At 45.2% G+C, this 16,530-nt stretch carries 15 protein-coding genes and 1 tRNA gene; 10 read left to right on the forward strand and 6 right to left on the reverse strand.

The annotated features are described in order from the left end of the window. Positions 1–226: 226 nt before the first annotated feature. Positions 227–598, forward strand: coding sequence for a hypothetical protein (locus AC060N_RS17605; protein ID WP_463228328.1), 372 nt, complete (start codon positions 227–229; stop codon positions 596–598). Positions 599–652: 54 nt separating this feature from the next. Here AC060N_RS17605 and AC060N_RS17610 read toward each other — a convergent pair whose 3' ends face one another. Together AC060N_RS17610 and AC060N_RS17615 are read right to left on the reverse strand one after the other, a co-directional pair. Continuing rightward, positions 653–2,110, reverse strand: a complete 1,458-nt coding sequence (locus AC060N_RS17610) for a carbon starvation CstA family protein (RefSeq protein ID WP_479524890.1) — start codon at positions 2,108–2,110, stop codon at positions 653–655. Positions 2,111–2,250: 140 nt separating this feature from the next. Continuing rightward, a tRNA-Met gene (locus tag AC060N_RS17615) sits at positions 2,251–2,324 on the reverse strand. A 185-nt stretch (positions 2,325–2,509) separates the two neighbouring features. Here AC060N_RS17615 and AC060N_RS17620 point away from each other — a divergent pair. From AC060N_RS17620 to fmt, 7 genes are all read left to right on the forward strand, one after another. Further along, a complete protein-coding gene (locus AC060N_RS17620; RefSeq protein ID WP_479524891.1) occupies positions 2,510–2,881 on the forward strand; it encodes an START-like domain-containing protein in 372 nt (123 codons plus the stop codon). A 68-nt stretch (positions 2,882–2,949) separates the two neighbouring features. Next, positions 2,950–4,461 (forward strand): LptF/LptG family permease, encoded by a 1,512-nt coding sequence (locus AC060N_RS17625; protein WP_479524892.1) that lies wholly within the window; start codon positions 2,950–2,952, stop codon positions 4,459–4,461. Further along, positions 4,412–5,647 (forward strand): glycosyltransferase family 4 protein, encoded by a 1,236-nt coding sequence (locus AC060N_RS17630; protein WP_479524893.1) that lies wholly within the window; start codon positions 4,412–4,414, stop codon positions 5,645–5,647. Before AC060N_RS17625 ends, AC060N_RS17630 begins: the two co-directional genes overlap by 50 nt. After that, positions 5,640–6,860 carry a glycosyltransferase family 2 protein gene (locus tag AC060N_RS17635; RefSeq protein ID WP_479524894.1) on the forward strand — a complete coding sequence of 407 codons (1,221 nt, stop codon included), beginning with the start codon at positions 5,640–5,642 and terminating at the stop codon, positions 6,858–6,860. Before AC060N_RS17630 ends, AC060N_RS17635 begins: the two co-directional genes overlap by 8 nt. Positions 6,861–6,903: 43 nt before the next feature. Then, positions 6,904–8,142: a bifunctional 3,4-dihydroxy-2-butanone-4-phosphate synthase/GTP cyclohydrolase II gene (locus tag AC060N_RS17640; RefSeq protein WP_479524895.1), complete on the forward strand. Its 1,239-nt coding sequence runs from the start codon at positions 6,904–6,906 to the stop codon at positions 8,140–8,142. Between the two features lie 386 nt (positions 8,143–8,528). After that, on the forward strand, positions 8,529–8,636 hold the full coding sequence (locus tag AC060N_RS17645) for a DUF5522 domain-containing protein (RefSeq protein WP_463228464.1): 108 nt from the start codon (positions 8,529–8,531) through the stop codon (positions 8,634–8,636). Positions 8,637–8,699: 63 nt separating this feature from the next. Beyond that, positions 8,700–9,674 (forward strand): methionyl-tRNA formyltransferase, encoded by a 975-nt coding sequence (gene fmt / locus AC060N_RS17650; RefSeq protein WP_479524896.1) that lies wholly within the window; start codon positions 8,700–8,702, stop codon positions 9,672–9,674. A gap of 9 nt (positions 9,675–9,683) precedes the next feature. On the opposite strand, the gene AC060N_RS17655 is transcribed toward fmt, so the two are convergent. After that, positions 9,684–10,682 (reverse strand): glucosaminidase domain-containing protein, encoded by a 999-nt coding sequence (locus AC060N_RS17655; protein ID WP_479524897.1) that lies wholly within the window; start codon positions 10,680–10,682, stop codon positions 9,684–9,686. 177 nt (positions 10,683–10,859) lie between these two features. On the opposite strand from AC060N_RS17655, the gene cdd reads away from it, so the two are divergent. Further along, positions 10,860–11,342, forward strand: coding sequence for a cytidine deaminase (gene cdd / locus AC060N_RS17660; protein WP_479524898.1), 483 nt, complete (start codon positions 10,860–10,862; stop codon positions 11,340–11,342). A gap of 3 nt (positions 11,343–11,345) precedes the next feature. Here the strand turns inward: cdd and AC060N_RS17665 are convergent, their stop codons facing one another. From AC060N_RS17665 to AC060N_RS17675, 3 genes are all read right to left on the reverse strand, one after another. Beyond that, on the reverse strand, positions 11,346–12,026 hold the full coding sequence (locus AC060N_RS17665) for an RluA family pseudouridine synthase (RefSeq protein ID WP_479524899.1): 681 nt from the start codon (positions 12,024–12,026) through the stop codon (positions 11,346–11,348). Between the two features lie 76 nt (positions 12,027–12,102). Then, the gene (gene panB, locus AC060N_RS17670) at positions 12,103–12,918 is read right to left on the reverse strand and encodes a 3-methyl-2-oxobutanoate hydroxymethyltransferase (protein WP_106540423.1); all 816 of its coding nucleotides are present in this window, start codon (positions 12,916–12,918) and stop codon (positions 12,103–12,105) included. 160 nt (positions 12,919–13,078) lie between these two features. Continuing rightward, positions 13,079–14,203 (reverse strand): acyltransferase family protein, encoded by a 1,125-nt coding sequence (locus AC060N_RS17675; protein ID WP_479524900.1) that lies wholly within the window; start codon positions 14,201–14,203, stop codon positions 13,079–13,081. Positions 14,204–14,510: 307 nt separating this feature from the next. On the opposite strand from AC060N_RS17675, the gene dnaK reads away from it, so the two are divergent. Beyond that, positions 14,511–16,436 (forward strand): molecular chaperone DnaK, encoded by a 1,926-nt coding sequence (dnaK, locus tag AC060N_RS17680; RefSeq protein ID WP_479524901.1) that lies wholly within the window; start codon positions 14,511–14,513, stop codon positions 16,434–16,436. Positions 16,437–16,530: the final 94 nt, after the last annotated feature.

Here is a 16,530-nt window from a genome sequence, read left to right on the forward strand (position 1 = left end):
CTGATAAATGTAACTTTCCGTTTCCAAATTATATCCGTTACGTTATCTGTCTGCTAACGACAACTTCATGCCAATTTAATTAAAAATACAAGCGATGCTTCACCATTTTTGAAAACGACTGCCAAACAACACGTTAAAATATGTTAATTAATTACGTATTGAGAATTTCAATTAAACCTTCGTTTATCATTCTTATCTTACGGAAGTAATCATTAATATATCTCAGATGAAAACAAAACTTTTATTTGTCCTGCTAAGTATGTTCATGGGAATCACCATGGTAAATGCACAGCCACGTCGCGGCAACATGTCGGCAGAAGACATCGCCAAACGTCAAACGACTCAAACAACTGAAGCACTGAACCTGAATAAGGCGACCTCAGAAAAGTTATACCAGATTAATCTGAAATATGCTGAAAAAATGAAAGAGGCTTTCGCCGATCGAAGCTCCGACCGCGAAGCCATGCGCGATGAAATGATGTCGATAAGGGAACAAAAGAATAAAGAATTAAAGCAACTTTTTACCAAGGAACAATTCGAAAAATACCAGAAACACCAGCAGGAAATGATGCAGCAACGAAGAGGTATGAGAAGATAGCAGAAGCCCCGGATAACTTCCGGGGTTTTATGTTTCTATTACAGATAGTCAATCTCAATCCCTCGCTTCGTATTGTAAGTTCACTTCCAGCTTGCGGTATTTTCGCCGGTAGCGCTCAAACAAAATATACAACAACACTGACGCTGTCAGACCGATGGTCAATGATTCAACCCATGGGATACTGAAGCCTTCGGGAGCAAAGAAAAGATAAGTGGTAATTACTGTCGTCATGAATAGTGCTGGCAACAAAGTTATCTGATACATCTTGTTTTCCTGCATCAGGTAAACCGTTACCGCCCACAAAACAATCGTAGCCAATGTCTGATTCGACCACGCGAAATAACGCCAGATCACACCGAAATTGATTTGAGTCAATAAAAATCCGACGGCAAAAATGGGGATGCTTACCAACAATCGGTTCCGGATAGGACCTTGCGGGAATTTCAAAAAGTCGGACACAATTAACCGCGCACTACGAAAAGCAGTATCACCAGACGTGATAGGTGCTGCAACTACGCCTAGCAACGCAAGCAAACCACCGACTTTACCCAACAACGAGTTGGAAATTTCATTTACTACAAATGCAGCGTTTCCCTGCTGAGCAATCATTACGTCGTTCAACTTCCCCACTCCTCCGAAGAAACTCATACTAATCGCCGCCCAAATCATGGCAACAACAGCTTCCGAAATCATGGCACCGTAAAACACCCGGCGACCGTATCTTTCATTGGTAATACAACGGGCCATCAGTGGAGATTGCGTAGCATGAAAGCCGGAAATGGCTCCACAGGCAATGGTGATAAACAACATCGGGAAAACCGGAAACTGTTCGGAGGCGTGATGCAGATTCCTGAATGAATCGAACGTTAGTTCCGGTATCGGAATTCCTTTTACCAGAATAGCAACCATCAATCCAACTGCCATAAACAGCAGGGAAAATCCGAAAATAGGATACAGCTTACCAATCAACTTATCGATGGGCAACATAGTGGCTGCCAAATAGTACACAAACACGAGTGTCACCCAAAACGCAACACCTCCAAAGCCGGAAGTCATATCGCTCAGAATTTTGGCTGGTCCCATAATGAAAACCGCTCCGACAATCACCATCAGGAAAACCGTGAAAGCCCGCATAAACTGCTTCATGCCGTTCCCCAGGTAAATCCCGGTTATTTCGGAAATACTCAAACCATTGTGCCGAATGGACAGCATTCCTGAAAAATAGTCGTGCACGGCTCCACCGAAAACAGCTCCCAACACAATCCACAGGAAGGCCACAGGTCCCCACATAGCGCCGGCAACTGCACCGAAAATAGGTCCCAGTCCGGCGATATTCAGAAACTGAATCAGGAAAATTTTCCACCAGGGAAGCGGAAGGTAATCCACTCCATCATTCATCGTCACAGCCGGCGTTTTCCGCCTGGGATCGGCTCCGGCCATTCGCTCCACAAAACGACCGTAAAAATGGTATCCTAACAGAAGAAAGGTCAGTGAGGCAAGAAATGTAATCATCGGTTTGACGGTTGGTTTCAGCAGCGAAAAATGCAAAATATTCTGGTTTTAAAACCAATCCGTGAAGCTATTATTCAACACGCCAACCAACATGCCTAAAAAGAAAAAAGGCCTGCAGGTAAAACCTTGCAGACCTTCTGTAGCGAGAGCCGGGCTTGAACCGGCGACCTCATGATTATGAATCATGCGCTCTAACCAGCTGAGCTACCTCGCCATTTTTTCGCGATTGCGGGTGCAAATATAATATGTTTCCGTCACCTGTCAACAGCTTTGCCCAAATTTTTGGAGTTTTTTTCACCCTTCTGATAATGCTCGTGCTTGCCAAACTGGAATAATTTACTATTTTGCAGTAAAATGTTAACCCTCATTTTAACTTAACTTACGTTCAATAAAACCACGATGAAGAAACTTCAGCTCGAATATAATTTCAAATCATCTCCTTCCGTATTATTTAGCCGATTAAGTACCGCCTCCGGATTATCAGAATGGTTTGCCGATAATGTGATTGTTCGGGGAAAGAATTACACATTTATCTGGGACAGCACAGAACAGGAAGCCGAAATGTTAGGGAGCCGTCCAAACGATATGGTGCGTTTTCGCTGGACAGACTGTGATGAAGATTGCTATTTTGAATTCAAAGTGGCCCGTGATGAACTAACCGGTGATGTTTCGTTGGTAATTACCGATTTTGTTGAAGAAGATGAAATTGACGATGCCAAAGATCTTTGGGACTCCCAAATTGCAGAGTTGAAACACACCCTTGGCTCCTAATCCCATTTGTTCAAAATCCCAAAAATACATTAGCTTTGTGGAGGTTTGAGATTTGACTTATAACTTTCATGAAGCAACTATATAAATATATGATTAAACGGTTCATTGGACCGTTTTTCATGACGTTTTTCATCACGGTTTTCGTCCTTCTGATGCAGTTTTTGTGGAAGTACCTGGACGAATTTGTGGGTAAAGGTTTGGATGGAGGTGTTATTGCCGAGTTAATGCTCTATGCCATCTCCAGCCTCATTCCGCTGGCCTTACCACTCTCCATGCTCCTCGCTTCAATTATGACATTCGGGGATTTGGGTGAAAACAACGAGTTGCTCGCCATGAAAGCTGCCGGCATTTCGCTTACACGCATCATGAGGCCGCTGATTTTCCTGAGTGTTTTCGTTAGTGTGTTTGCCTTCTATTTTGCTAACGATATTATGCCGGTTACCAACCGGAAATTTGCGGCCCTACTACTCAGTATTCGCTACCAAAAACCGGAGTTGATAGTAAAAGAGGGCGTTTTCTCAAACGAAGTGGACGGCTACTCCATCAAAGTCGGCAAAAAGTCCAAAAAGTCCGATAAGCTTTACAACATCATGATCTACGATCACACGAAAAACGAGGGAAACGTCTCTGTTACCGTGGCTGATTCCGGGACCATGAAAATGAGTGAGGACAAAAAATATATGGTCCTGACGCTTTTTGCCGGTCAGGCCTACACTGACGTCGAATCCAATCCGCGTAGGCGCAATAATAAAGAATATCCTTTCCGCAACGATAAATTTGACAAAGAAGTTTTGATAACCCCGATAAAAGGGATGGACTTCAAGCGGAAGGATGAAAGCACTGTTGGCAACTTTTACAAAGCGCTTAGTCTGAAGCAGCTGTCATCCAGCGCCGATTCCATGGCAAAAGAACTGGACAAACGAAGGACCGATTTTGCTGTCAAACTCAATTATTTGCCACCGCTTACGCGTGAAGTTGTTTCATATGCCCGGACTGACAGTGCTGCCAAGTCCAAATTAACGATGGATGAGTATGTGAATGTTGACAGCATGCTGAGCCATATGAACCAAAATGTGAAAATGGATGTCATTAACCAGGCACTCCGGAATGCCCGTTCCAATAAGCGTTCGCTTCAACAGGCAAAAGATGATTTGGAACTTCGAACCAAATGGTTAAATAAATATTGGGTCGAGTGGCACCGAAAATTCACGCTTTCGCTGGCATGTCTCATCTTCTTCTTCATTGGAGCACCTTTGGGAGCCATTATCCGAAAAGGTGGACTGGGAATGCCACTTGTTATCTCCATTGTCCTTTTCATCTTCTATTACATTATTTCCATGACCGGAGAAAAAATGTCGCGTGAAGGTGTTGGGCATATCTGGGAAGGGATGTGGTTCTCATCCCTGTTGTTTTTGCCGGCCGGTATTTTCCTAACCTACAAAGCAGCCAACGACTCTGTCATTCTCAATATGGACGCATACGCCGAATTTTTCCGTAAGCTGAATCCTTTCAAAAAGAAAAAAAAGAGGAATGAAGAGGAACAGCCTAAACAAAATGAAAATCCTTTCACTGGCCAATAAAGTACCTTTTCCAAGAAAAGATGGCGGCGCCATCGGCGTATTGAATATTTTGGAAGGCTATGCCGAAAATGGGCATCAGGTTACCCTGCTGGCCATGAATACGCCCAAACATCATATCCCGGAGAATGAGCTGCCAACTGATCTTACGTCGAAAATAAGGTTCCTGCTGGTTGATGTGAATACCAATATCAAGGTACTTTCCTTACTTGTTAACTGGGCTTTTTCGTTAAAAGCATACATCCTCGAGCGCTTCGTTTCGCCACCTTTTGAAAAACAGTTGCTCAAACTTTTGCAGGAAGAATCCTTCGACTTTGTGCAATTGGAGGGACTCTATCTCTGCCCCTATATTCCCATTATCCGACAAAATTCGGATGCCCGGATAATCCTTCGGGAACACAATGTGGAACACGAAATATGGGAGCGAACGGCAGAGGTTGAAAAAGGATTTAAGCGGTTTTACCTGAAAAATATGGCGAAGCGACTACAGAAAGCGGAAATTGGTTTTCTGAACCAGTATGACATTCTTTCTACCGTAACCGATAGAGACAAAGAAAAGCTCAATCAGTTAGGCAACCGGCAACCCGCAATCGTTATGCAACCTGGCTTTGCCATCGAAACGAAGCCGGCAAGTGAGCTCACAGGTCCTTTGTCAATTGGTTTTCTGGGTGCACTCGATTGGATTCCTAACCAAATTGGATTGAAATGGTTTGTGGAAAATTGCTGGCCGCAAATCCATTCCGCACGGCCCCAAATTCAGTTTTTTGTAGCCGGAAGAAATGCTCCCGAAGATCTTGTTGAATTCCTGAAACAGTCGGGGATTAGTTTCTTAGGCGAAATTGAAGATGCGCACGATTTTATCTCCTCCCGAAGTATTCTCATTGTACCGCTTCTTTCGGGAAGTGGTGTCCGGGTCAAAATTCTGGAAGGTCTGACAATGGGAAAAGCCATCGTAACCACCAGCATTGGTGCGGAGGGTATCCCGGTACAATCAGGCAAAGAGCTGATTATCGCTGATGCGCCGGAAGCATTTGCAAAAGCTGTAATTCAACTACTCAATAATCCCGGGCATATTCAGCAATTGGGTCACGAAGCCTTCCGATTAGCCTCCGAACATTACCGTTACGACAAAGCCGTCATTCCTTTTCTCCAATTTCTTGAAAAAGAAAAGGAGGTGCACCATGCCTGATGTGGCTGTTTTTGTGTTTTGGTTCTGCGTTTTCATCATCTTTTATTCTTTCGGAGGATACGGAATCTTTCTCTGGATCGTGCTGAAATTACGAGGCCTTTTCAAAAAAGAAGCTTCCTCTTCCCCGAAAGGGAAAATAGCTACCGAACCTAACATTTGTATTTTAGTCACTGCTTATAACGAAAGCGCCCATGTGCGCCAAAAAATCGAAAATTCGTTAGCGCTCGATTATCCGAAGGAGAAACTCCAGTTAATTTGGGTGACCGACGGTTCTACCGATGACACACCGGACATCGCATCCACCTATCCACAGGTTCAGGTATTTCACGAACCCGAACGCCGGGGGAAAGCTCACGCCCTCAACCGGGGAATGGCATTCGTTAAGGCGCCTTTGGTTGTGTTCACGGACAGCAATACGCTTTTGTCGAAAGGAACGCTCCAGGCCATCGTTCGGGAATTCGAGGACCCCGAAATCGGTTGCGTGGCAGGAGAAAAACGAATTGCCGAAAGTAATTCTTCCGGGCCCGTTGCTTCGGGAGAAGGATTGTACTGGCGAATTGAATCATGGTTGAAAAAACTCGACAGCCGGTTCTACAGTACCATCGGTGCCGCCGGGGAAATCTTTGCCATCCGGACAGAGCTGTATTCCGAAATGGAAGAAGATACCTTGCTGGATGATTTCATTCTTTCCATGCGAATTGCCATGAAGGGATACCGAATTGCTTACACAGAAGAAGCATGGGCCACAGAATTTGCCTCTTCCAATCCGCACGAGGAGATGAAACGCAAAGTCAGAATTGCCGCCGGGGCTTTCCAGGCAATGGTCCGACTATCGGAACTTCTGAATCCATTCCAATACGGAAAACTCACTTTCCAATATGTTTCGCACAAAGTTCTTCGCTGGACACTCGCTCCGATATCGTTGCCCGTTCTGCTGCTTTCGGGAATATACCTTTCATTTCAGACGTCTGTTCCCGGGGTAATCATTTTTCAGTCAATCACCGCTTTGCAACTACTATTTTACCTTATCGCACTGACTGGCTTTCTGTTGCAACGAAAAAACGTACAGTCAGGCTGGTTCTTCGCTCCCTACTATTTCATGCTGATGAATTATGCCAGTTTTCCCGGTTTTATCAGGTATTCACTGGGTAAGCAGACGGTATTGTGGGAAAAGGCTCAACGTTCAGACTCATTCCACGAAGGATTTTCTTAATTTTGCGCTCGAAAGTATTTCTGGCTTTCGAAAAAATAAAAAAATGACAGACTTTAAACTCAATACCATCGACGAAGCAATACATGATATCCGTAACGGGAAATTCGTGATTGTGGTAGACGATGAGGACCGTGAAAATGAAGGTGACTTTATTGCAGCCGCCGAGAAAATAACCCCCGAAATGGTCAACTTCATGGCCAAAGAAGGGCGAGGACTGATTTGTGCACCTATCACCGAAGAGCGGTGCAATGAGTTGGAACTGGAGATGATGGTTGGGAAAAATACCTCCCTGCACGAAACTCCCTTCACCGTTTCAGTCGATGCTGTAGGCCCGGGTGTTACAACCGGGATTTCTGCTCACGACCGTGCTGTAACGATTCGCTTATTGGCAGATCCAAAGACCAGGCCTGAAGATTTGGGCCGTCCGGGACATATCTTCCCGCTAAAAGCGAAAAACCGGGGTGTTTTGCGCCGTTCCGGACACACCGAAGCGGCTGTCGATTTGGCCCGTATGGCAGGTTTGCAACCGGCAGGTGTTCTGGTCGAAATCATGAACGAAGACGGGACCATGGCACGTCTGCCTCAACTGGTGAAAATTGCAGCGAAATTCGAACTGAAGATTATCAGTATAGCTGATCTGATTGCATACCGTCTGAAAACTGAAAGCCTCATCGATCGGGGAGAGGAAGTACATTTACCCACTTCTTATGGCGATTTCCGACTCATTCCTTTCCGGCAGAAATCGAACGGAGTAGAACATATGGCCCTGCTCAAAGGAAAATGGAAACCCGGAGAACCTGTTTTGGTAAGGGTTCACTCTTCCTGTGCCACCGGCGATATTTTTGGTTCGCTTCGTTGTGAATGCGGCGACCAGCTGCATAAGTCAATGGAAATCATTGAAAAGGAAGGTCAAGGCGCGATTGTTTACATCCAGCAGGAAGGCCGTGGCATCGGTTTGATGAACAAAATCAAAGCTTACAAGCTACAGGAAGAAGGCCTCGACACTGTTGATGCCAACGTTCATTTAGGCTTCGATCCCGACGAGCGCGACTATGGAGTAGGCGCACAAATCATTCGCAGCCTGGGAATCGAAAAAATGAAGTTGATGACCAATAATCCTGTAAAGCGTGTCGGACTGGAAGGATATGGATTGAAAGTCGTAGATACCGTCCCGATTGAAGTTAAACCGAATCAGTTTAACGAGTTTTACATGAAAACTAAGCGGGACCGCATGGGACATTCCCTTGAACAATTCAACTACGGTGACCGCACCAAAGAATAACGATATGTAAAAAAGGAGGTTCATCCTCCTTTTTTATCTTATGTCCGTTCTTTTGGATTTCAATAAACATATTGTTGAAATTAGCCAAAACAGGGACGAATGGGATACCCAACGTATCTTTTGACAATTGTTTGTCCATTATAATATTTGACAAGGGAAAATATTGGGGTAACTTTATTAACGAGGATTTAGGTTGGTTTAGGTTTAGTTTTGGTTTAGACCTAATTTTTCTGTTTTTAAGGTTTCCCTGAAAATTTTCTTCCATCTTTCAGGGAAACCTTTTTTTGATTTTTTTTGAAGCATTTATGATGTGGGATGATATAGAATACAGCGATAACTTAGAAGAGGGTGATGATTTTTATCTCACCAAAGAAGGCTACCGGGTAATGACAGAGAAATATCTGCGGGAACGCGGTTACTGCTGTGGTAATGGCTGTAGGCATTGCCCTTATTTCCCGAAAGCGCAAAAAGGAAATCGTAACTTACGGGAATAGCTCTATTCCTTTTTCCCAAAAAAAAGAACCGCAGAAGAACATAAAACATATAAACTGAAGATTATGCAGGGTAAAGACATTCGCATTGTTTTTATGGGTACGCCCGATTTTGCTGTTGAGAGTTTAAAAGCACTCGTGGAAAACGGTTACAACGTGGTTGGGGTTATTACTACGCCTGACAAACCCGCCGGCCGCGGGCAGAAAGTACACACCTCCGCTGTAAAACAATACGCTATGTCACAAAACCTACCCATATTGCAACCGGAAAAACTGAAAGACCAGGCTTTTGTTGAAGAACTTAAGTCCTGGAAAGCCGATTTACAGGTAGTCGTTGCCTTCCGGATGCTCCCCGAAATTGTCTGGAGTATGCCACCGATGGGCACGTTCAACCTGCATGCCTCTCTACTGCCGCAATACCGTGGAGCGGCCCCTTTGAACTGGGCTGTTATTAACGGGGAGCAAGAAAGCGGCGTTTCCACCTTCTTACTTAAACATGAAATTGACACCGGTAATATTCTTTTTCAGGAAAAAGTTTCTATCGGCCCAGACGAGACTGTGGGCGAATTGCATGACAAACTGATGGGTGTTGGTGCAAAATTGGTTTTGACAACCGTTGATGCATTAGCAGAAGGAACTGCCAAAGGCATTTCGCAGGATGTGTTGATTGCTCGCGGTGTCAATGTAAAACCTGCACCCAAAATCTATAAAGACGATTGTCGGATCGATTGGAAACAACCGGGAGCACAGATTCATAATCTGATTAGAGGACTCAGCCCTTATCCTGCATCGTGGACCGTTTTCCAGGAAAAAGAAGGGAATAAGGAAATTTCTGTCAAAATTTACCGTGCCCATTTCGGGAAAGAAAATCACGACACAACTCCGGGAACGGTAATTTCGCCCAACAAAAAGGAACTAAAGATTGCTTGCCCCGATGGATTTGTCAGTATTTATGAGCTGCAAATGGCGGGTAAAAAACGCATGAACGTGGACGATTTTCTCCGCGGTTTTCAGAATGCGGAACAATTTCAGGCCATTTAATTCAAATAATTAACGCCTGCGGGGCTTCTTTTTCCTCAACCAGATTTGCTGTCCGGGACGCGGTTCGTCACCCTGTTTCATCCTGTTTTTGCGATACAATGATTTCAGGCGAATGCCGTATTGCTGCGATATCTGCCACATGGTTTCACTGTCGCGGGCAATGTGGTAATCATTCCCCCTGGCCGCCCGACCGGGTTTCATTTCAAGATAAACAATCGATGATTCGGCTGGCTCGTGTCCTTTATCGGTATCATTGTATTTGTAGATTTCCCATTCTTTCAAGCCATATTCGGCAGCCAACTCTTCGTACGTATCACCTTTGCGCGCACGAATCGACTTCGTTCCATTTCGCTCAACTACCGATTGACTGTCATCCGACAAATCAATGGAAAAATGGTCAACACGGTTATCATCGCTGCGGGATGTTTGTGTATTTCTATCAGACCGATCATTTCCAGTGCTCACTACTGCATCTTTCCCGTCGTAGTTTTTATCCAAATCGTAAAGCTGATACTTTTCGATAATGTGAATCAATCGTTCCGGATAACGCGGGTCTGTAGCATAACCGGCTCTCTTCAGGCCTCTCGCCCACCCTTTGTAATCGGTAATTTTGAGCTTGAATAACGAGGCATAACGCACATTGTTTCTCAGAAAAAGCGAATGATCGCGATAAGATTCCCACGCCGACTTGTATTTCCGAAAACACTCCCTACGCGAATCGTCATCGTGCCGTACACTTTTTCCCGTCCATCCGTTGTTGCATTTTATGCCAAAGTGATTGTTCGCATCACGCGCCAGCGACGAGTTCCCATCTCCGGATTCCAGACATCCCTGCGCCATAGTAATACTCGCCGGGATATGAAACTGGTTCATTTCCGCGATAGCAACCTTGGCAAAACGATTGATGTATTGTTGCCGGGTCATCCGGTGCGCTTCGTCACCCCGGGCTGTAAAGCCGGCCAACAACATAATAAAAGCGATGAAGAGGGAGCGTATCTGGGGTCTCATATTTTCGATTTTATCCCAAAAATAAAAAAAAAGAGGTTCCTCAGCAGGAGAATGACAGCATTCGCGCAGAAATTGTAAATTTGAACCAAACATGGTATACCAATTACGGAACTCCTGCTTCTAAAGCGAATACTGGTGGAGTCTTCCGGCTCAAGTTACCAGCATAATTATTTTTTCGTGAAAGAGATAGTTTTCAGAATTGCACTGACCGAATATTCCGGTATTGACGAATTACCGGTTACCGAAAAAGAACTTCTGCAAAAAGCGCGTGAAGCTACTAAAGACGCCTATTCCCCCTACTCCGGCTTTAAAGTGGGTGCCGCTGTTTTATTAGAAAACGGACAAACCATAACCGGAAATAACCAGGAGAATGCTGCCTATCCATCCGGTTTGTGTGCTGAACGGACTGCCCTGTTCTATGCCAGTGCTCAATATCCGAATATTCCAGTTACCATGATAGCGGTATCGGCACAAAAGCAGGAGCTATTAGTTGATAACACAGTGAAACCCTGCGGAAGTTGCCGGCAGGTAATGGCAGAGTTCGAAGACCGGTTTGAAAAACCGATACGGATTATCCTTGACGGAGAAGACAGAATTGAAGTACTCGACGGTATCGATAATCTTCTGCCATTGCGGTTTAAAAAAGAAGCGTTGGATTAATCGCTACAACTTCATTTGAGCAAAATGATCCCAAACAGCGTCACGAGGAGTGAGTGCCGTTATCGAAATGTTTTCCTGGCTTACCGGATGAATGAACTCAATACTTCGTGCATGCAGGTGAATACCCGCATCTTTATTCGACCGGGGGAAACCATATTTCAAATCACCTTTGATGTGCAAACCAACAGCGGCTAACTGCGCCCTAATTTGGTGGTGACGACCGGTGTGTAGTTCTATTTCCAGTAAATGGTACCGGTCCGAAGAAGCCAGATAGTGATAGGTTAGCGAGGCTGCTTTACCGTTAGCCCGACGAGTGCTGTAAGCCACCGACTTGTTCTTTTCCGGATATCGAACCAACCAATGCTCCAATGTATCCTCATCTTTAGCCGGGCGATTATCTACTACAGCCCAGTAGGTTTTTCGGATTTCACCCTTATTGCTGAAAAGTTTATTCAGACGACTCAATGCTTTAGAGGTTCGGGCAAACAGTACGATCCCACTGGTAGGCCGGTCGAGACGGTGCGTCACGCCCAGGAAAACATTGCCGGGCTTTCTGTATTTCTTCTTCAGATAAGCCTTGACCTCATCCCCTAACGTCGCATCGCCGGTTTTGTCACCCTGTACGATATCTCCACAACGCTTATTAACGGCAATAATGTGATTATCCTCGTATAAAACCTCCATATCTGAATATTCTGAAAACTGGCAAAGAAAACAAAGATCAATGAATTATTCACCGACCTTTGCTCTGGTTATTGAATCAATATTGTTCTTTGTCGTTCGGGAAATCCTGTGATTTTACATCCTGAATGTAATTCCCCACGGCACCTTTAATTTCTGTCGCCAGGTTGTGGTAACGTCGCAAAAAGCGGGGAGAAAATTCCTGCGTAATTCCCAACATATCGTGAATAACGAGCACCTGTCCGTCAACGCCGCCACCTGCTCCAATTCCGATGACCGGAATTTTCAGCTCCTTCGCAACACGCTCACCTAAAGCGGCCGGGATTTTTTCGAGCACGATGGCAAAACAACCTGCTTCTTCCAGCAAACGAGCATCTTCAATCAGCTTTTCAGCTTCTGCATCCTGTTTAGCCCGAACGGTGTAGGTCCCATATTTGTGAATCGATTGCGGCATCAATCCCAAATGTCCCATCACCGGGATACCTGCAGAAAGAATACGTTCCACCGATTGAATCACTTCTTTACCACCTTCCATCTTCACCGCATCAGCATGCGTTTCCTTCATGATGCGAATGGAAGAAATCAACGCCTCTTTCGAGTCACCCTGATACGTCCCGAAAGGTAAATCAACAACAACTAAAGCCCGGTTAACTGCCTTCACCACAGATTTACCATGATAAATCATCTGATCGAGTGTAATGGGCAGCGTTGTTTCATTTCCGGCCATCACATTCGAGGCTGAATCGCCCACCAGTATCACATCGATTCCGGCTTCATCCACCAATCTGGCCATACTGTAATCGTACGCGGTAAGCATCGAAATCTTCTCACCCCGCAGCTTCATTTCCGATAAAACGTGGGTCGTTACCCGTTTTACTTCTTTATGTACTGACATGATCACTCAAGATTGATTTGTAGCCTACAAAATTACCAAAAACCAATGGTATGATTGTCTTTCTAAATGGAATTATCCTCAAATCGTATTTACATCAAAAGAAAAAGGGACGCTTCCGATAAACGAAAAGTCCCTTTCATATCACATATCAGCGGATAAATTATACCCGGAGGAAAATTCTTTTCTTATACAGATAGTACAGCAACAACCATTCGAAAGCAATGCCGCCAATCGTGAGAATGACCATTCCAAAATCGCCGGCCGGATTGGCTAACCAGCCCAGGAAGAATTTCGAAATGTTCGCCAGGCTCATGCCAAAAATCCTGACGACCATGTATATCGTGATAGAGTTCAGGCCAATCACCTGGAAGAACAAAATCCATCCCTGCCATTTTTTTACATCAATGATGTAATAGAATAACGACAACAAAAGAAAACTAACACCTGCTGTCAGCAAGTCAAACGGGACAGTCCACATCGCTTTGATGATGGGATAAAAAGTAGAAAGAAGCAACGCTACGACCACTAAAGCAGCCCCGCTAATGACCAGAAAACCGGCTTTTCGGGTACTCGCGGCTTTGCCATCACGGAGAATCGTTCCAGCTAATGAGCCCATGAGGGTTACAGCCGTTGCCGAAACAATACACAAAAGCCCCTCGGGATCGAACGTGCCACCATATAGTTTTCCCGGTAGGAAATGCTGATCAATCCATGAATTGACACTACCGACTTTGGTCATTTCGCCGGCACCAAATCCGGGCACCGGAACTGCCAACTGAAGCAATGCTATACCCAGCAAAATTCCTCCGAGCCAGAACAGCCGGGTACGAACTTGTTTGGTGTTCATGACAATGAGCGCAGCGAAGAAGTACGCCAGACCAATTTGTCCCAACACACTGGCATACCGCAAATCAGCAAAACCATTCTCGAAGGCGCCATTGTAAAGCAATCCAAAAATAACAAGTGTCAGCATGCGCTTCGTCACCTTATTCACCAAATCTCTTTTGGGAGTTCCCTTTTCCAATTTTCCAGTGATGGCATAAGGAATCGCTACACCTGAAATAAACATGAATAAAGGAAAGATGAGATCGTAAAAATGAAAACCGGCCCAGGGGACATGCTCCATTTGTTCAGCGATTACATTCAGCCAGCCCCATTCGGTGGCTTTCGCCAGAAAGACGACCAGTGTTCCGCCGCCGGTAATCCACAACATATCAAATCCGCGTAAAGTATCCAGCGACACCAGACGCTCGTTAATCCGGTTAGGATTGTGTTCAGCATTCATAAGAGTTGGATTTAGTTTGCAGGCAGAAATTTAACGATAATGTTTTGACGAACAAATTAACTCATTGCATTTCAGCTCATCGAAATACCTATCTCTTCTGAATTAATTGGGAAACTCCCTGTCCTGACACCTGTCCTCCTCTGTCGTTTTGTCACGAAAGATGACAGCCTTCCTTCAGTAAATACTACTAGCGGTGTCAATTTTTCACAAAAAATGGCCGAAAACGGATTGGCACAACGATTGATTAATACTGGGCGAAATTGAAAAAGAAATCAACGAACGTATAAATTAAAATACTTTATCAGCAATGGGAAAAATTATTGGAATTGACTTAGGAACAACAAACTCCTGTGTCTCGGTAATGGAAGGAAATGAGCCGGTCGTTATCCCGAACAGCGAAGGGAAAAGGACCACACCATCCATTGTAGCTTTTGTTGAAAATGGTGAACGTAAAGTTGGTGATCCGGCCAAACGTCAGGCTATTACCAATCCTCATAAAACTGTATTCTCCATCAAACGCTTCATGGGAGAAACATTCGACCAGGTTCAAAAAGAAGTCAAGCGTGTTTCTTACGAAGTAATTAAAGGAGACAACAATACTCCGCGTGTAAAAATCGACGACCGGATGTATTCTCCTCAGGAAATTTCGGCTATGGTTCTTCAGAAAATGAAGAAAACTGCTGAGGATTACCTGGGACAGGAAGTGACAGAAGCGGTAATTACCGTACCTGCATATTTTAACGACTCACAGCGTCAGGCAACCAAAGAGGCTGGTGAAATTTCCGGTTTGAAAGTTCGTCGTATCATCAACGAGCCGACTGCCGCTTCACTGGCATATGGTCTTGACAAGCGTGACAAAGACATGAAAATCGCCGTATTCGACCTCGGTGGTGGTACTTTCGATATTTCGGTACTCGAACTGGGCGACGGCGTGTTTGAAGTAAAATCAACCGACGGTGATACCCACTTGGGTGGTGACGATTTCGACCAGGTAATTATCGACTGGTTGGCTGACAGCTTTAAAGAAGAAGAAGGTGTTGACTTGCGTCAAGACCCCATGGCTCTTCAGCGTTTGAAAGAAGCTGCTGAGAAAGCCAAAATCGAGTTGTCAAGCTCAACTTCTACCGAAATCAACCTGCCGTACATCATGCCGGTGAACGGTATTCCGAAACACTTGGTGAAAACCCTGTCACGCGCACAGTTTGAAAGCCTGGCTGATTCGCTAATTACAGCAACACTCGAGCCTTGCCGTCGTGCGATGAAAAATGCAGGCGTTTCTGCCGCTGACATTGACGAGGTTATTTTGGTAGGTGGTTCAACCCGTATTCCTGCTGTGCAGGAAAAAGTAAAAGAACTGTTTGGCAAAGCTCCTTCGAAAGGTGTGAACCCTGATGAGGTTGTGGCCATTGGTGCTGCTATCCAGGGTGGTGTACTGACCGGAGAAGTGAAAGACGTGCTGTTGCTCGACGTAACTCCGCTGTCACTTGGTATCGAAACCATGGGTGGCGTGATGACCAAATTGATTGAGGCCAACACCACCATTCCTACCAAAAAAACGGAAACGTTTACGACGGCAGCCGACAATCAACCGTCAGTTGAAATTCACGTATTGCAGGGTGAACGTCCGATGGCGGGAGGAAACAAATCCATTGGCCGTTTCCACCTCGACGGACTGCCGCCAGCACCACGCGGTGTACCACAGATTGAGGTAACTTTTGATATCGACGCCAACGGTATTTTGCACGTAATGGCAAAAGACAAAGCTACAGGCAAAGAGCAGTCGATTCGCATCGAGGCCTCATCTGGTTTGAGCGATGACGAAATCAAACGGATGAAGCAGGAAGCTGAAGCAAACGCTGAAGCCGACAAGCAGGCCCGCGAGAAAATCGATAAGCTGAACCAGGCTGACAGTCTGATTTTCCAGACTGAAAAGCAGATGAAAGAGTTCGGTGACAAATTGCCGGCTGACAAAAAGGCTCCGATTGAAGAAGCATTGAACAAACTGAAAGAAGCACACAAAAACCAGGATTTGGCAGCTATCGATACGGCTACTGCCGAGTTGAACCAGGTTTTCCAGGCTGCTTCACAGGAAATGTACAATGCAACCAATGCTGAAGCCAACGCTCAGGGTAACCCGCAAGGCGGACAAACCGGTGGTCAACAGGCCGGAGGTCAGCAAAAAGGTGGTGACGATGACGAAGTAACGGATGTAGATTTCGAGGAAGTAAAATAAGCACCCAATATATATTATTCCACATTCATGCCCGTTCCCGACACAGGGGGCGGGCATTTTTTGTGTGCCATATGTCTATTTTTGCTATGTTTGC

The sequence above is a fragment of the Prolixibacter sp. DSM 2831 genome, assembly GCF_056493735.1.

Bases quoted from the DNA above. Each gene is read 5' to 3' on its own strand.
- AC060N_RS17630 (WP_479524893.1), top strand. From the start codon at position 4,412: ATGAAGAGGAACAGCCTAAACAAAATGAAAATCCTTTCACTGGCCAAT.
- AC060N_RS17645 (WP_463228464.1), top strand. From the start codon at position 8,529: ATGACAGAGAAATATCTGCGGGAACGCGGTTACTGCTGTGGTAATGGC.
- AC060N_RS17605 (WP_463228328.1), top strand. From the start codon at position 227: ATGAAAACAAAACTTTTATTTGTCCTGCTAAGTATGTTCATGGGAATC.
- AC060N_RS17655 (WP_479524897.1), bottom strand. From the start codon at position 10,682: ATGAGACCCCAGATACGCTCCCTCTTCATCGCTTTTATTATGTTGTTG.
- AC060N_RS17625 (WP_479524892.1), top strand. From the start codon at position 2,950: ATGAAGCAACTATATAAATATATGATTAAACGGTTCATTGGACCGTTT.
- AC060N_RS17665 (WP_479524899.1), bottom strand. From the start codon at position 12,026: ATGGAGGTTTTATACGAGGATAATCACATTATTGCCGTTAATAAGCGT.
- AC060N_RS17620 (WP_479524891.1), top strand. From the start codon at position 2,510: ATGAAGAAACTTCAGCTCGAATATAATTTCAAATCATCTCCTTCCGTA.
- AC060N_RS17635 (WP_479524894.1), top strand. From the start codon at position 5,640: ATGCCTGATGTGGCTGTTTTTGTGTTTTGGTTCTGCGTTTTCATCATC.
- panB (WP_106540423.1), bottom strand. From the start codon at position 12,918: ATGTCAGTACATAAAGAAGTAAAACGGGTAACGACCCACGTTTTATCG.
- AC060N_RS17640 (WP_479524895.1), top strand. From the start codon at position 6,904: ATGACAGACTTTAAACTCAATACCATCGACGAAGCAATACATGATATC.
- dnaK (WP_479524901.1), top strand. From the start codon at position 14,511: ATGGGAAAAATTATTGGAATTGACTTAGGAACAACAAACTCCTGTGTC.
- fmt (WP_479524896.1), top strand. From the start codon at position 8,700: ATGCAGGGTAAAGACATTCGCATTGTTTTTATGGGTACGCCCGATTTT.
- AC060N_RS17675 (WP_479524900.1), bottom strand. From the start codon at position 14,203: ATGAATGCTGAACACAATCCTAACCGGATTAACGAGCGTCTGGTGTCG.
- AC060N_RS17610 (WP_479524890.1), bottom strand. From the start codon at position 2,110: ATGATTACATTTCTTGCCTCACTGACCTTTCTTCTGTTAGGATACCAT.